This window comes from Kitasatospora sp. NPDC089509, from assembly GCF_044749365.1.
Classification (GTDB): Bacteria; Actinomycetota; Actinomycetes; order Streptomycetales; family Streptomycetaceae; genus Kitasatospora.
In genome coordinates this window covers 40,956-56,479 of sequence record NZ_JBIVHS010000006.1, presented here as the reverse complement: position 1 = coordinate 56,479, position 15,524 = coordinate 40,956, and the positions used below count along the sequence as shown (strand labels likewise).

The 15,524-nt window shown below is 73.6% G+C and carries 10 protein-coding genes; 5 read left to right on the top strand and 5 right to left on the bottom strand.

Annotation, left to right across the window (positions count from 1 at the left end; translation table 11 throughout):
* Window positions 1-128 precede the first annotated feature (128 nt).
* Entirely contained in the window at window positions 129-2,216 is a 2,088-nt protein-coding gene (gene efeU / locus ACIP4P_RS14710) for an iron uptake transporter permease EfeU (RefSeq protein WP_400917893.1), read from the top strand.
* Window positions 2,216-3,544, top strand: coding sequence for an iron uptake transporter deferrochelatase/peroxidase subunit (gene efeB / locus ACIP4P_RS14705; RefSeq protein ID WP_400917891.1), 1,329 nt, complete (start codon window positions 2,216-2,218; stop codon window positions 3,542-3,544). Before efeU ends, efeB begins: the two co-directional genes overlap by 1 nt.
* Before the next feature lie 105 nt (window positions 3,545-3,649).
* Here efeB and ACIP4P_RS14700 read toward each other — a convergent pair whose 3' ends face one another.
* Together ACIP4P_RS14700 and ACIP4P_RS14695 are read right to left on the bottom strand one after the other, a co-directional pair.
* Entirely contained in the window at window positions 3,650-5,029 is a 1,380-nt protein-coding gene (locus ACIP4P_RS14700) for an ATP-binding protein (RefSeq protein ID WP_400917889.1), read from the bottom strand.
* Window positions 5,026-5,709 (bottom strand): response regulator transcription factor, encoded by a 684-nt coding sequence (locus ACIP4P_RS14695; protein WP_400917887.1) that lies wholly within the window; start codon window positions 5,707-5,709, stop codon window positions 5,026-5,028. The genes ACIP4P_RS14700 and ACIP4P_RS14695 overlap by 4 nt, the downstream gene beginning before the upstream one ends.
* 218 nt (window positions 5,710-5,927) lie before the next feature.
* Here ACIP4P_RS14695 and ACIP4P_RS14690 point away from each other — a divergent pair, with 218 nt between their 5' ends.
* Window positions 5,928-7,466, top strand: coding sequence for a glutamate synthase subunit beta (locus tag ACIP4P_RS14690; RefSeq protein WP_400918863.1), 1,539 nt, complete (start codon window positions 5,928-5,930; stop codon window positions 7,464-7,466).
* Between the two features lie 108 nt (window positions 7,467-7,574).
* On the opposite strand, the gene ACIP4P_RS14685 is transcribed toward ACIP4P_RS14690, so the two are convergent.
* The gene (locus tag ACIP4P_RS14685; protein ID WP_400917885.1) at window positions 7,575-8,150 is read right to left on the bottom strand and encodes a hypothetical protein; all 576 of its coding nucleotides are present in this window, start codon (window positions 8,148-8,150) and stop codon (window positions 7,575-7,577) included.
* A gap of 459 nt (window positions 8,151-8,609) precedes the next feature.
* Between ACIP4P_RS14685 and ACIP4P_RS14680 the strand changes: the two genes are divergently transcribed.
* Complete coding sequence (locus tag ACIP4P_RS14680; RefSeq protein ID WP_400917883.1) at window positions 8,610-11,144, top strand: hypothetical protein; 2,535 nt, start codon at window positions 8,610-8,612, stop codon at window positions 11,142-11,144.
* Complete coding sequence (locus ACIP4P_RS14675; protein WP_400917881.1) at window positions 11,141-12,349, top strand: hypothetical protein; 1,209 nt, start codon at window positions 11,141-11,143, stop codon at window positions 12,347-12,349. Before ACIP4P_RS14680 ends, ACIP4P_RS14675 begins: the two co-directional genes overlap by 4 nt.
* A 65-nt stretch (window positions 12,350-12,414) precedes the next feature.
* On the opposite strand, the gene ACIP4P_RS14670 is transcribed toward ACIP4P_RS14675, so the two are convergent.
* Together ACIP4P_RS14670 and ACIP4P_RS14665 are read right to left on the bottom strand one after the other, a co-directional pair.
* On the bottom strand, window positions 12,415-13,884 hold the full coding sequence (locus ACIP4P_RS14670) for a TolB family protein (RefSeq protein WP_400917879.1): 1,470 nt from the start codon (window positions 13,882-13,884) through the stop codon (window positions 12,415-12,417).
* A gap of 169 nt (window positions 13,885-14,053) precedes the next feature.
* The gene (locus tag ACIP4P_RS14665) at window positions 14,054-15,472 is read right to left on the bottom strand and encodes an MFS transporter (protein ID WP_400917877.1); all 1,419 of its coding nucleotides are present in this window, start codon (window positions 15,470-15,472) and stop codon (window positions 14,054-14,056) included.
* Window positions 15,473-15,524: the final 52 nt, after the last annotated feature.

Below are 15,524 nucleotides of genomic sequence, written 5' to 3'. Positions count from 1 at the left end.
TGCCTAAGCTAAGCGGAGCGCCCTGGACCCTCGGGTCCGGGGCGTTCGCCGTGCCGTTCCGCCGCCACCGTCGGCGGAACGTCGAGGACAGGTACAACCCGGGGCGGCCCGGGGGAGGAGCCCGCTGTATGTGGGATGAGGCGTTTCCCAGCTTTCTGATCGGGCTGCGCGAAGGGTTGGAAGCCGGCCTGATCGTGTCGATCCTGGTCGCCACCCTGGTCCGGGCGGACCAGAAGGGCCGACTGCCCCAGGTCTGGACCGGCGTCGCGGCGGCCGTCGCGCTCAGCCTCAGCTTCGGCGCGGTGCTCACCTTCACCGCCGCCAACCTCTCCGGCCACGCCCAGGAGGCGTTCGGCGGGGTGCTGAGCCTGATCGCGGTCGGCTTCGTCACCGTGATGGTGTTCTGGATGCGCCGCTCCGCGCGCACCCTCTCCGCTGACATCAGGGAGAAGGTCCAGGCCTCGCTGGCGATGGGCGCGGGTGCGCTGGTGCTCACCAGCTTCCTCGCCGTCGGCCGGGAGGGCCTGGAGACCTCGCTCTTCCTGTGGACCAACGCCCGCACCGCCGGTGAGTCCACCGGGCCGATCATCGGCGCGGCCGTCGGCCTGCTGCTCTCCGTCGCGCTGTGCTGGGGCCTGTACCGCCGGGCCCTGAAGATGAACCTCACCAAGTTCTTCACCATCACCGGCGCCGGGCTGATCGTGGTCGCCGCGGGCGTGCTCGGCTACGGGCTGCGCGACCTCCAGGAGTCCGGGCTGGTCGGCGGCGGCAGCAGCTACGCCTTCGACCTGAGCGGGCACCTGGACGCCTCCTCCTGGTACGCGACGCTGCTCCAGGGCACCCTCAACCTGACCGTCACCATGACGGTCCTCCAGGTCGTCGGCTACATCGCCTACCTGAGCATCGTGATGACCCTCTTCATCGAGGGCGTGCGCGGCGGCAAGACCGCTCCGGCCGCCGCCAAGCCGGCGGCGGGGGAGAAGGCCGCCGCAGGGCAGGCCGGCGAGAAGGACTCCGAGGGGCAGGTCTCCGAGGGGCAGGCCGAGCCGGTGCGTTCGGGCCGTCCGCGTTGGGTGCTGCCGGTCGCGGCGATCGCCGTCCCGGTCGTGGTGGCCGGCGCCGTGATCGCGGTCAGCGACGGCAAGAAGGACAGCTCCGCCACCGTCGCGGTCTCCGAGCAGGAGTGCGGCAAGGGCTTCGGCAGCCCGCAGCCGGGCCAGCAGGTGTTCCAGATGCACAACACCGGCGACAAGACCTCCGAGGTCTACCTGGTCAACCCGGGCACCGGCTCGGTCTACGGCGAGATCGAGGGCCTGGCCCCCGGCACCACCCGCGCGCTGACCGCCACCATCGGCTCCGGCGACTACGCCTGGCGCTGCGTGCCCACCGGCGGGAAGTCCGTCACCTCCGCCTCCGTGCACGTCACCGGCGGCGCCGAGGTCAAGGCCGTCAAGCCGGTCAACGAGGACGACCTCAAGGCCCCGCTGGACAGCTACAAGGACTACGTCAACAAGGGCCTGGCGACCCTGATGACCCAGACCCAGAAGCTGCAGACCGACGTCCACTCCGGCGACCTCGCGACCGCCAAGGCCGACTGGCTCACCGCGCACCTGCAGTACGCCTCGCTCGGCGCCGCCTACGGCACCTTCGCCGACCTCGACAAGAAGATCGACGGACGCGCCGACGGCCTTCCGGACGGGACCGCGGACCAGGGCTTCACCGGCTTCCTGCGCCTGGAGTACGGCCTCTGGCACGGCCAGTCCGTGGACGAGCTGACGCCGGTCGCCGACGAGCTCGCCCAGAACGCGGCCAAGCTGGCGCACGACTTCCCCACCCAGGACTTCGACCCGGGCGACCTCCCGCTGCGCGCCCACGAGATCCTGGAGAACACCCTCCAGTTCGAGCTGACCGGCGACACCGACATGGGCAGCGGCACCAACCTGGCCACCGCCCAGGCCAACCTGGCGGGCACCCAGGAGCTGCTGACCGTCCTGCAGCCGCTGCTCGACGACCGCGACCCGCAGGTGCTGGTCCGGGTGAACGCCGGCATGAAGCAGGTCGGCGACCTGGTCGCCGCCGCCCACCAGCCCGCGGGCTGGACCCCGGTGGACAAGCTCACCGCCGACTCCCGCCGTCAGCTGAACGGCGCCACCGGCCAGCTGCTCGAAAACCTCTCGCTCATCCCCACCCTGCTTGAGATCCGGAAGGCCGCCTGATGACCGACCACACCGCAGCCACCGGAGGCACCTGCCCGTTCCCGCACGCCGCGGCGGCCGTTCCGGCCCCGGCGGAGGGCGGCTGCCCGGCCGGACCGGCCCGGCGCAGCTTCGTGCGGGCCGCGCTCGGCGCGGGTGCCGGCGCCGCCGTGCTGGCCGGCGGGGGCTTCACCCTGGGGGCTGGTCAGGCCGTCGCCGGGGACAGCCACCAGTCCAAGACCGGTGCCGTCCCGTTCCACGGCACCCACCAGTCCGGCGTCGGCACCCCCCAGCAGGGCTACGCGGCCTTCGTCTCCTGCCAGGTGATCGCCCAGGACCGCAAGGGCCTGGAGGACCTGTTCAAGACCCTGACCGAGCGGGTCCGCTTCCTCACCGCCGGCGGCGCCCCGGCCGACCTCGGCGTCGGCGCGCCGCCCTCGGACAGCGGCATGCTCGGCCCGACGGTGGCCACCGACAACCTGACCGTCACGGTCGGGGTCGGCGCCTCGCTGTTCGACGACCGCTACGGCCTCGCGAAGGCCAAGCCGGTCAAGCTGACGCCGATGAAGACCTTCCCCAACGACAACCTGCAGCCCGGCGAGCTGCACGGCGACCTCTCGCTGCAGATCTGCGCCGAGCAGCAGGACACCGTGCTGCACGCGCTGCGCGACATCACCCGGCACACCCGCGGCGGGATGCAGATCCTCTGGCGGATCGACGGCTTCCAGAACCCGTCCCGCCCGGACGGCGCCCAGCGCAACCTGCTGGGCTTCAAGGACGGCATCGTCAACCCGGACACCACCTCCTCCCGGGAGATGGACCGGCTGATCTGGGTCACCGACGGGATGGGCGAGCCCGCCTGGGCCACCGGCGGCAGCTACCAGGTGATCCGGATCATCCGGATGCTGATCGAGTTCTGGGACCGCGTCTCGCTGGCCGAGCAGGAGAAGATGTTCGGCCGCCGCCGTGACACCGGTGCGCCGCTGGACGGTCGGCAGGAGAACGACGCCCCGGACTACGGCAAGGACCCGAAGGGCGAGGCGATCCCGCTCAACGCCCACATCCGGCTGGCCAACCCGCGTACCGCCGACACCGACAACTCCCGTATCCTGCGCCGCGGTTACAACTACGACCGGGGCATCGACAAGGCGGGCAACCTGGACATGGGCCTGGTGTTCTGCTGCTACCAGCAGGACGTGACGCGGCAGTTCGAGGCCACCCAGACCCGACTGATCGACGAGCCGCTGGTGGACTACATCTCGCCGACCGGTGGCGGGTACTTCTTCGTCCTGCCGGGCGTGAAGGACGACGCCGACTGGTTCGGGCGGGGGCTGCTCGCCGCCGTCTGATCCCGGCTCCGGAACGGGCCCCGGCACGGTGCCGGGGCCCGTTCGTCGTCTCCGGTGCGTTCGGTCGGTCGGGCTGGTCGGGCCTGACAGGCTTGTCGGGCCGGCTCAGCCGGCGAGGGTGAAGCCGATCACCGCGCCGCCGCCCTCCCGGTTGGCAGCGAAGGCGGTGCCGCCGTGCGAGCGGGCCACCTCGGCGACGATGGCCAGGCCCAGGCCCGAACCGGGCAGACTGCGGGCGGCGGTGGCCCGGTAGAAGCGGTCGAAGACCCGGTGCAGGTCGGCGTCGTCGATGCCCGGGCCGCGGTCGCGGACCTCGACCCGCCCGCCGCGGGCCACCACCTCGATCGGGGACGTCCCGGCCGGGTCGAACTTGGCCGCGTTGTCCAGCAGGTTGGCCACCGCGCGGGCCAGCGCGTCGGGGCGGGCGACCACGACGGTGTCGTCCGCGTCCACGACGACCTCGCGGTTGCTGCGGCGACGGGCCTTGGCGGCGGCCTCGTGGACCACCTCCGCCAGCACCACCTCGACCGGGTCCTCGTCCGCCTTGCGGTCCGCCGCGAGCGCCACCAGCTCCTCCACCAGCCGGCTCAGCCCCCGGGCCTCCTCGGACAGGTCGGCGAGCAGCGCGACCCGCTCGGTGGGCGGCAGCCGGTCGAGGTTGGGCAGCACCGCGAGGTTGGTGCGCAGGCTGGTCAGCGGGGTGCGCAGCTCGTGCCCGGCGTCCTGGACGAGCCGGCGCTGGTTCTCCTTGGCGGTGGCCAGGCGGACCAGCATCCGGTCGAAGGCGCGGCCGAGCCGGCCCACCTCGTCCCGCCCTGAGGCGGGCACCGGGACGTCCAGGCGGCCGCTGGAGGCGACCAGTTCGGCGGCGTCGGTGAGCCGGACCAGTCGGCCGGTGATCCGCCCGGCGACCAGCCACCCGGCCCCGCCGGCGATCAGCACGACGCCGGCCACCACGGCCGCCATCTGCTGCCGCAGCCGCTCCAACAGCTCCTCGATGTCGTCGAGTTGGAGCACCACCTGGACCGCGCCGCGGCCGCCGCCGAGCGAGACCACGCCGACCCGGCAGCTGCTGCGGCCGATCCGGCGCACATCGACCACCGTCCGGGCGGGCAGCTCGGCGCGGGCGAGTTCTCGGTCGTCCGGGGTGGTCGGGAGGTCGAGGTGGGCAGTGCCCGGGAGGACGGCGCCGGTGGAGTCGAGGGCCTGGGCGGTGACCCGGATCGGGTGCAGCAGCTGCTCGCCGAGTCCGCTCGGGCTGTTGAAGTCCCCCGGGAACAGCTTCTCGCGCTGGACCTGGCCGCTGACCGCGCTGACGGCCGAGGTGAAGTCGTCCGTCTCGTCGTCCCGGATCAGCCGGGCGGCGGCGTGGTAGCCGAGCAAGCCGATCACCACCGCGACCAGGGCGGCCATCGCGGCGAAGGCGAGCGAGAGGGTGGTGCGCAGGCCCGGGCGCGGCAGGTGGCGGCGCGCCGGGCCGATCACGGCTCGCGCAGCGTGTAGCCGACGCCGCGGACGGTGTGGATCAGCGGGGTGAGGCCGGGGCGGTCGAGTTTGCGGCGCAGGTAGCCGATGAACACCGCGAGGTTCTTCGAGCCGGGGCCGAAGTCGTAGCCCCAGATCCGCTCGTACAGGGTGGTCTGGTCGAGCACGGCGCCGGAGTTGCGGGCGAGCAGCTCCAGCAGGTCGAACTCGGTGCGGGAGAGTTCGAGTTCGCGGCCGCCGCGCCAGGCCCGGCGAGCCGGCGGCTCGACCCGGAGGTCGGCGACGGTGAGCACGTCCTCGGCGGTCTCCGACGGCGGGTTGCGGCGCAGCAGGGCGCGCAGGCGGGCGAACAGCTCGTCCACGTCGAAGGGCTTGACCAGGTAGTCGTCCGCCCCGGCGTCCAGGCCGGCGATCCGGTCCGGGACCTCGACCCGGGCGGTGAGCATCAGCACCGGGGTGCGGTCGCCGGTGGCGCGCAGTCGGCGGCAGACCTCCAGGCCGTCCGGCGAGGGCATCATCACGTCGAGCACCAGGACGTCCGGTCGCTGTTCGGCGAGGACGGCGAGGGTCTGGGTGCCGTCGGCGGCGATCCGTACCCGGTAGCCCTCCAGCGTCAGGGCGCGGGTGAGCGAATCGCGGATGGCGCGGTCGTCCTCGGCGATCAGCACGGTGTGGGTCATGCGGGAGATTCTCCCTGGCGTGCTCACGGCAGGGGAGGGCGGGGCGCGGGGTTCTCGGCCGCCGCGGGTGTCGCCCGCTGCTTCGTGGGCGTACGGTGGCCACACGGTGGAGTGCCGGTGGGCGGGCCCGGTCGGGCGGGGCTGGTGGGACGGGGCCTGTACGGCGGGCCGCCGGACCGAGTCGGCGAGCACCGCCGGAGGCCGTGATGGCAGACGCGATGGCAGGGCGGATGGCCTTCCTCACCACCCCGCGCGCGGAGCGGGCGAGGCGGGACGCGCGCGAGCGGCTCGGGGACTGGCGGGAGGTGTACCGGCCGGGGACGCCGCTGCCGCTGGTGAGCGGGCAGGCGGCACGCTGCATGGACTGCGGGCTGCCGTTCTGCCACGCGGCGTGTCCGCTGGGCAACCTCGTCCCGGAGTGGAACCGGCTGACGGCCGACGGGGACTGGCGGGCCGCGGCCGCCCGGCTGCTGGCCACCAACAACTTCCCCGAGTTCACCGGGCGGCTCTGCCCGGCGCCGTGCGAGAGCGCCTGCGTGCTGGCGATCGACGGCGCCGCGGTGGCGATCAAGAACGTCGAGCTGGCGATCGCCGACCGGGCCTGGGCGGAGGGCTGGGACCGGCCGCAGCGGCCCGAGCGGCCGGAGCCGGGCGGGCGGGTGGCGGTGATCGGCTCCGGCCCGGCCGGGCTGGCCGCCGCCCAGCAGCTGACCCGGGCCGGGCACGCGACCACGGTCTTCGAACGGGCCGACCGCCCGGGCGGGCTGCTGCGCTACGGGATCCCGCCGTTCCGGCTGGAGAAGCACCGGTTGGAACGGCGGCTGGACCAGCTGCGGGCCGAGGGCACCGAGTTCCGTACCGGGGTGTGGGTCGGGCGGGACGTCACGGCGGAGCAGCTGCGCTCCGGGTACGACGCGGTGGTGGTCGCGGTGGGCGCGGGCGCCCACCGGGAACCGGGGGTGCCCGGGTGCGGGCTGGCCGGGGTGCACCCGGCGATGGAGTACCTGACCTGGGCGAACCGGGTGGACGAGGGGGACCGGGCGTGCTCACCGCTGTCCGCCGAGGGGCGGCGGGTGGTGATCATCGGCGGCGGGGACACCGCGGCCGACTGCCTGGGGACGGCGCTCCGGCAGGGCGCGGCCTCGGTCACCCAGCTGGACATCAACCCGTGTCCGCCGGAGCGCCGGGGGGCGGGGCAGCCGTGGCCGGTCCATCCCAAGGTGTACCGGGAGACGACCTCGCACGAGGAGTCGGGGGCGGTGCTGGAAGGGGCGGTGCTGGAAGGGGAGGCGGCGGACGGGGTGGCGGCGGACCGGGCCGAGGGTCCGGACGGTTGCGGGCGGGCGTTCGAGGCGGTCACGGTCGGGTTCGAGCCGGGGCCGGACGGGCGGCTGGCGGCCGTCCGGGTCGCCGCCGCCGAGCCGGTCGGGCGCGGGCCCCGGGCGGGCACCGAGCGGGTGCTCCCGGCGGAGCTGGCGCTGTTCGCGCTGGGCTTCACCGGGCCGGAGCCGGACCAGCCGCTGTTCGCCCAACTCGGGCTGGGCATCGGGCCGGAGGGCACCCTGGAGCGGGACGACGCGTTCGGCACCGCCGTGGACGGGGTGTTCGTCGCCGGGGACGCCGGGCGGGGCCAGTCGCTGATCGTCTGGGCGATCGCCGAGGGCCGGGCGGTGGCGGCGGCGGTGGACCGCCATCTGCGCGGGCGGACCGAACTCCCGGCGCCGGTACGCGCGTCGGCGCGGGCCCTGGTGCTGTGAGGGGGCCCGCGCCGAGGGGTGGGAGTCCCGCGCCGAGGGGTGGCAGGCCCGCGCCTCGTGGCTGGGGGCCCGGGTCGAGCGGTGCGGGGCCGTGCCGTCGGGCGTCGGTCAGCTGAGGCCGAGGACCGAGAGCGCGGTGGTCCAGTTGGTGGCGATGGCCTGCTGGGCGGGGACCAGGTTCACCTGGCGGTTGCAGACGGCGCGGTAGAGCTTGTACTCCACGGTGTCCTTGTCGGTGGAGGTCAGGCCGCTCGGGTCGGCCGCGTAGCGCGGCTCGGGCCAGAGGTTGTGCGGGTCGGTCGGGTGGCCGCCGAGCGAGAGCGGGATGAAGTGGTCCTCCTCGTAGTCGGCGGTGTCGGTGTCGGCGTAGCCGTACTGGGCGATCTGCTGCACCTTCAGGCGGTTGGTGTACGAGGTGGAGGGGCGGATCGAGGTGCTGTAGCCCGGCACGCAGATGGTGTCGTCGATGGTGTCCTGGGTGACGTCCGGGTTGGTGGCGCCGGGGGTGCAGGCCGGGTCGGGCAGCGGCAGGTAGGACTGCGAGCAGCTGAGGTCGAGGGCGGTGCGGGTGTGCGCGGCCGGGGTGTGGGCGGTGGCCGCGTGCGCGGTGCCGGCGGTCGCGAGGGCGGCCGCGGCGAGCACGGTGGTGGCGACGACGGGGGCGATGCGGTGGGTGCGAAGCATGGGGGAAGCTCCCTGTCACGGGCCCGGTACGGGATGCCGGGCGGTGTGTGTCCATGCCACCATCGGCGGATCTATGCGAGTAGACGGGAGGTGGTTAATAGTTGACGAAGCGTCAGTTGTCTTGGTCGGGGCAAGAGTTCGCTTGACGTGGACCGGTCGGGTGGGGCGTGCGGGCTGCTCGGAGGGCGTGTGGTGTGGCTGCGCGCCGGTGTGCACCTCCGCGCAACGCGGGGTGCGGCGCGCGCCGTTCGTGCGCGGCGCGTCAGGGGTGCGCCGCCGGGTAGGTCGCGGGCAGCAGATCGATCAAGGGGGCTCGTCATGACCGACCGCATCCCGGGGGCGCCCGGGCAGCCGACCGCATCGCCCTGGCCGGGTGGTGCCCAGCCGGTTGAACCGTCGTGGCCCGGAGGCGCCAAGCCGGCCGGATCGCCCTGGCCCGGCGGCACACCGTCGCCGCCCGTGCTCGCCCACGCGGCCCGCAGCATCGACAAGGCCACCCTCGTCCCGCTGAAGGTGGACGCGCCGCCGCACGGTCCGGGCCTGGTCGAGCACGCCTACCTGCGCCGGCTCGACCCCCGGCCGGACGAAGTGACCGCGCTGCGCGGGCGGTTGACGGCCGAGCTGCCCTGGGAGCTGCTCGCCGCCTCGGCGGCCGACCCCGGCGACCGGCGGGCGCGGGCCGTCGTGCTGGCCGCCCTGGACGGGCCCGCGCTGCGCGAACTCGGCGGCGAACTGGAGCGGTTGCGCCGGGCGGACGCCAGCGCCGAGGGCCGGGCCCGGGCCGGTCGGGCCGCCGCCGCGAACGCCGCCTACGACCACAACGCGGCCGTCGACCCGATCGGCCTGATGAACCTGGAACGGCTGGAGATGGCCCCGGCCGGGATCGAGCGGGGTGAACTCGTCGCGACCGTACCGCTCGCGCCGCTGGAGGAGACGGCCGTCACCCAGAAGGAGTGGTCCGTCACCTCCAAGGAGTTCAGCTCGATCGTCACCGACTCGCTGGAGAACGTCAGCGAGACCGGCGTCACCGACAACACCGAACTCGCCCAGTCCACCACCAGCCAGCTCCAGCACAGCAACCAGTTCAACGTCACCGGCACCGTCTCCGGCGGGATCCCGCTGATCTCCGGCTCCGCCACCTCCGGGATGACCAGCCAGAGCGCCGACTCGCAGTCCGCCACCGACAGCCGCAAGCACGCCACCACGATCACCCAGAAAGCCTCCGCGCGGACCAAGCAGGAGCACAAGACCACCATCACCACCACCACGGTGACCGGATCCTCGGAGACCACCACCCGCACCCTGAAGAACGCCAGTCCCACCGACCCGGTCCGGATCGACTACTTCAGCATGATGCGCAAGTGGCGGGTGCGGCTCTACCGCTCCGGGCTGCGGCTGACCTACGACCTGGCGATCCCCGAGCCGGCCGGCGCCCTGCGCCAGTCGTACGCCGAACTCGCGGCACTGGAATCGAAGTTGGGCCCGTTCCAGTTCGACGTGCCGCACTCCGACATCACCGAGGAGATCCGCGCCGGGGAGACCCAGGCGCACTACCTGGTGCTCGCCGAGAAGTACGGCGCCGCGGTGCCGCTCGCCCCCGGCACGCACCCGGACATCCACGTCAACGTCACCGCGCCGAACAACGACGGCGCCGGCATCTTCGACGCGCCGCCGCTCAACGTCCCGGACCGGTACTGGATCAAGAAGTTGATGTTCCAGTTCACCTCGGAGAGCCGCACCGGCGAGTACAACTACAACCTGAAGGTGCTCGGCAGCAGCATCCCCGAGTGGAACGAGCCGTTCGGCACCCACGGCCCGGTCGACCTCGCCGACCCGGCCAACGGCGGCCTGCTGGCGCACGCGAGCGGGCCGTGCGTGGTCAGCTTCCACCTGGTCAACAACCGGCAGACCTGGCTGAGCCTGACCGCCGTCGTCGAACCCACCGACGAGGCGCGCCGGCAGTGGCAGAACGACGTCTGGGCCGCCCTGTTCAACGCCGCCCAGACCAAGTACTACGCCGAACAGCAGGACCTCGCCGCCCGCGCCGCCGCGCTGCGCGACCGCCTCAACGGCGTGGACACCCTCACGCTGCGGCGCGAGGAGAGCGACGAGATCATGAAGGGCGTGCTGCGCTTCCTGCTCGGGGTGGACTACCACCTGATGCCGGCGGAGGTGGTGGACGCCGTGACGGCCTCGGTCGGCGGCGACCTCGACCTGCTGCGCCACGGCGCGGGCTTCCCCGGCGACGCCACCGGCGCGCTCGGGGTGAGCGCCGCGGCCTGGTCGGCGGTGCTCGGCCACGAGGCGGAGGTGGCCTTCGTCAACCAGGCCATCGAGTGGGAGAACGTGGTCACCTTCCTCTACTCCTACTTCTGGGACGCGCCCGCCGCCTGGCCCTTCGTCAGCCGGATCCAGCACCCGGACGCCAACCGGCAGGCCTTCCTGCGGGCGGGCAGCGCCCGGGTGGTGCTCACCGTGCGCAAGGGCTGGGAGGAGGCCTGGGTGCGGTTCGCCGAGGGTGGCTACCACGGCGCCCAACTGCCGCCCGACCACCCGTACCTGAGCATCGCCCGGGAGATTGCCGCCTACGACGACCGCAACTATCCGGGCATCCCGCCGGCCAACCCGGGCAGCAGTTCGCTGCTGCTGGAGGACGAGGTGGTGACCACCTGCGCGGCTGTGGTCGCGCCGGCCGCCGGGGGAGCGCCGGTGCTGGTGCCGGTCGCCTCCAGCGCGGGCTTCGACCCGGACACCGCGGTCGTGGTGGACGAGTACGACGACCGGCGGATCCAGGAGACCGCCCGGGTGGTCCGGGTGCCGGACGACGGTCATCTGCTGCTGAGCGGGCTGACCCACCGGCACGACGGCACCCTGACGCCGTTCCCGGTCCGCCGCCCCGGCCACCGGGGCACGCTGATCGCGGAGTGGAACGAGTACACGCCCACCTCGGGGACGGACATCGCGGTGAGCAGCCCGTTGAAGGACATCTCGTGAGTTTTCTCAGGGATTCCGACACCTGCCTGCTGCTGGGCAAGGCGCGTGCGGAGCCGCCGACGGTCTTCGAGTACCTGGCGGCCGAGCTGTGGGTGCGCCACCACTTCGGGGTGGACTTCGACGCCCGGCCCGGCGCGACCTGGGTGACCTTCCAGCTCGACCGGATCTCCGAGTGGTGGGGCACCCCGCGCCGGGACCGGCTCGGCCCGGAGGAGGCACTGCCGTACGGGCGGCTCACCGCCCAACCGCAGGACCCGGTGCTGCGGATGGTGCTCCAGGTGCTGTCCGAGGACCTGCACAACATCTACCCGACGGCCAAGGTCGACGCGATCAAGCGGATGTTGAAGGACAAGAGCACCCCGGCGGTGAAGCTGGTCAAGGCGATCCGCGAGCTCACCCCGGGCGGTGCCCTCAAGCCCGATCTGCTCGGCCTCCAGAACCACGTCCCCGAGCTGCGGATGGAGGCGTTGGAGGTCGGCACCGAGGACGGCGCCCTGGACACCTACCGCGAACTCCAGGGCAAGATCGCGGTGTTGCGGGACCCGTGTGCCCGGGTGATCGAGAACCGGTTGATCGCCCTGCAGCGCACCGCTGTCAAGCAACTGCCGTACACGGTGGTGGCGGCCGGTACCGACTGGCGGCTCGGGGCCGGGCTGAAGATCCTGCCGATGCCGGTCAACGTCACCGAGCAGAACGGGGAGACGTACGTCGACTGGATCTGCTACTGGCCCACCGACCGGGCCGACTTCCGCGACTACCCGAGGCCGGACCAGGGGCGGCCGGGCTACGACGGGTTGGTGCTGTACCACATCCACCGGGTCCCGCTGCGGGCCGTGCAGCTGCCCGACAAGATCCGGGAGGCGATGCTCAACCTGATCCGGGCCCGGCAGCGACCGGGGCCGCTCGGGCCCACGCTGGTACCCGAGTTGGCGGTGGCCGTCGAGCGCGACCGGCGGCTGTTCACCCCCGAGGGCGAACTGTTCCTGGTCGGGCTGGGCGCGGTCGGGCTGCTGGCCCTGGGGGTGTGGGCGGCGGTCGGCGCCGGGGTGGTGGCGGGGCTGGGGGCGGTGGCCAAGGGCGGGTTGGCCGCAGCCGCGGCCGCGCCCGAGGTGTTCGTCGGGGCGGTCGCGGCCACGGCCAAGCTGGCCGATCAACTGTGGTCGGTGATCTCCCAGTTGGGGTACGCGCTGCCCGCCCACGGGTAGCCGGTCCGGCTTCGGCGGGCGGGGCTGCGCGTCGGGGTCGGTGCGTCGGGGTCAGTGCTTCGCTGTCATTGCTTCGGCAGGCGGCGGAGGAACACGTCCGAGACCTTGTTGGTGTCGCCCGGGACGAGGGTGCCGTCCTCCGAGGTGAACACCACCGTGGTGCCTCGGGCGTCCACGTACGGGTCGTAGGCGGCGCCGGCGGACTCCGAGCCGTCCGGTGCCAGGCTGATCCGCTCGGTGCGGCCGGTCCACAGGTCGCGCCGGAAGACGTCGGAGACGGTCTTGGTGTCACCGGGCACCAGGTTGCCGGCCGAGGATTCGAAGTAGACCCAGCGGTCGTCGGCGGTCATCCGGCCGTTGAAGGAGTCACGGGTGGTCTTGGTGCCCGGCAGGCCGACACTGACCAGGGTCTCGGTGCCCGCCTCCAGGTCCCGGGCGTAGACCTCGAAGTGCCGGTCCGCCCAGCCGTCGCCGTGCTGCACCCAGGTGGAGAAGACCAGGTAGCGGCCGTCCGGGCTGAGCGAGGGGGAGTCCCCGCCGCGCCAGCCGCCCTGGCCGTCCGGGGTGCCCAGGACGGTTTCCTCGGAGCGCAGGTCGCGTACGTAGATCGGGTAGAGGTGCGGCTTGAGCAACTGGGGGTGGTCGGCGCCGGCCGGGGACCCGGCGGGGGTGCCGAGGCCGAACCGCTCGTCGGAGTCCTGGCCGGATTCGGCGGTCAGCCGCCGGGCCGCCTCGGGGGCGAGCGCGCCCGGCCGGTCGGCGCCGATGATGTTGCTCGCCTTGGAGACGAAGGCGACCGAGCCGCCGTCGGCGCTGATCACCGGGGAGGCGGAGGAGCCGTTCGCCTCCTTGCCGTCCGCGCCGATGCTGACCAGGCGGTTCTCGCCGGTCCGCAGGTCGTGGACGTAGATGTTGGCGCCCTGCCAGGTGACCGTGCCGGGGGCGAGGTCGGAGCGGTTGGACTGGAAGGCGATGTAGCGGCCGTCCCGGCTGATCGTCGGGTGGTCGGAGAACTTGCCCTGCTGGGACTGCCCCGGCTCCTCGCCGACGGAGACCAGGGTGGTCTCGCCGGTCCAGCGGTCGTGCACGTAGACGTCCTCGAAGCCCAGGGCGGCGCCCGGTACGAGGTTGGTGGCGTAGGAGCTGAAGGTGACGTAGCGGCCGTTGCCGCTGATGGCGGCGCTGAGGGCGTCGCCGTCGGCCTGCGCGCCGTCCGGGCCGGTGTCGACCCGTTCGATGCCGCCGGTGCGCAGGTCGCGGACGAAGACGTCGCTCTTGCCGTTGGTGTCGCCGGGCACCAGGTTGGTGGCCTGCGAGGTGAACACGGCGTAGCGGCCGTCGGCACTCACGCCTCCGGCCTGCGAGGCGCCGTCGGGCTGGGCGCCACCGAGCCCGACGGAGACGCGTTCGGTGCCCGGCTTGTGGTGGGTGTCGTCGGCGTGGGCCGCCTGGGTGGTGGTGAGCGCCAGGGCGGCGGCCGCGCCGACGGCGCAGGCGGCGCGCAGCAGGCGCGTGGTGGTGTGCGGGCTGGTCATCTGGTCCCTCCCCTGGGAACGGCCGGGCCGCGTCGACGGTGGCGTCCGGTGCTGCTGTGGTGTCGGAATCCCCGGCGGCCGGCTCCGGGTGAGCCAATCGTCGGGCGGGGTGGATGGTCAATGGCGGTGGTTGCGGAGCGACGGATTCACGTCAGGAGGGGGTCGGTGCTCAGGTCCGGTTCGGGGTGGGGTGCGGGTGCGGGGCGCCCTGCGGTTCGAGGGCGCGCTGGTCGTAGCGCCAGAGCGCGGGGAGGGCGGCGGTCAGGACGGCGCTGCCGCCCAGGCAGAGCAGGCCGCCGGTGCCCAGTGCGGCCCGGATGCCCCGGCCGGCGGCGAGTCCGCCGGCCCGCAGGTCGCCGAGGGCCGGTCCGGCGGAGCCGATCATCAGCTCCAGTCCGGCGGTGCGGCCACGGAGTTCGTCCGGAACGGACCGGTTCCAGATGGCGCTGCGGAAGGTGTCGCCGATCCAGTGGCCGCCGCCCGCGACGGCCAGGCAGAGCAGCACCGTCCACAGCCCGGGGGCGACCGCGGCCGCGGCGGTGGCCGCGCCGACCAGGGCGGCGGAGAGCAGCACCAGCCGCCCGTGCCGGTGCACCCGTCCGGTCCAGCCGCCGGTGGCGGCCGCGGCCAGGCTGCCCGCGGCGGACGCCGAGTAGAGCAGGCCGAGGGCCCACTCCGCGTCCAACTCCTGGGCCAGGAAGGGGAACAGCGCGGTGGGCAGGGCGAAGACGGTGGCGCCGAGGTCGGCCAGGTAGGTGCCCAGCAGGTCGGGCCGCCGCGCCGCGTAGCGGACGCCCTCGGTGAACTCGTGCCACGCCGGCGCCTCGGCGTCCCGGGACGAGGGGACCGGCCGTACCCGGGCGAGCAGGGCGATCGACAGCAGGAAGGTGGCGAGGTCCACCAGGTACGCCGCCGGGACACCGGCCGTGGCGATCAGCAGCCCGGCGGCGGCCGGGCCGACCACGCCGCCGATGCTCCAGCGCAGCGAGAGCAGCGCTCCGGCCGCCACCAACTGCTCCGGCGGCACCAGCCGAGGGATCATCGCCTCCACCGAGGGCTGCTGGAGGCCCTGGATCGCCGCCGCCAGGCCGGCGGCGAGGTAGAGCGGCCAGAGGGCCGGTGTGCCGAGCAGGGCGTTGGCCAGCAGCAGGGCGCTGAGCAGGGCGAGCGCGACCTCGGTGGCCAGGGCGACGGTGCGGCGGTCGGCGCGGTCGGCGAGGACTCCGCCGTACAGGCCGAACAGGACGGTGGGCACCAGCTCGACCGCGCCGACGGCTCCGACGGCGAGCGGCGAGCCGGTGAGATGGGCGATCTGCAGCGGGACCGCCGTCATGGTGAAGACCGAGCCGAGCAGGGTGATCGTGCCGGAGGTCCAGGTGAGCCGGAAGTCGCGTGAGGAGCGCCAGGGCGTGGTGTCGGGCAGCAGACGGCGGAGCTTGGGCAGGGGGTTGCGGGGCCGGGGGAGTGGGTTGCGGGGCCCGGACTGTGGGCCGTGGGGCCCGGGTCCGGCTGGATCTGGGGTCAATGCGGGGTCCTCGGTGTTCTCGGTGTTCTCGGGGTCCTCGGCCGCTCTTGGGGTGCGGGCCACGGCCACGGAGTCCTTATCGGTGATAAGGACGGGATCGGAACTTATCGGCGAT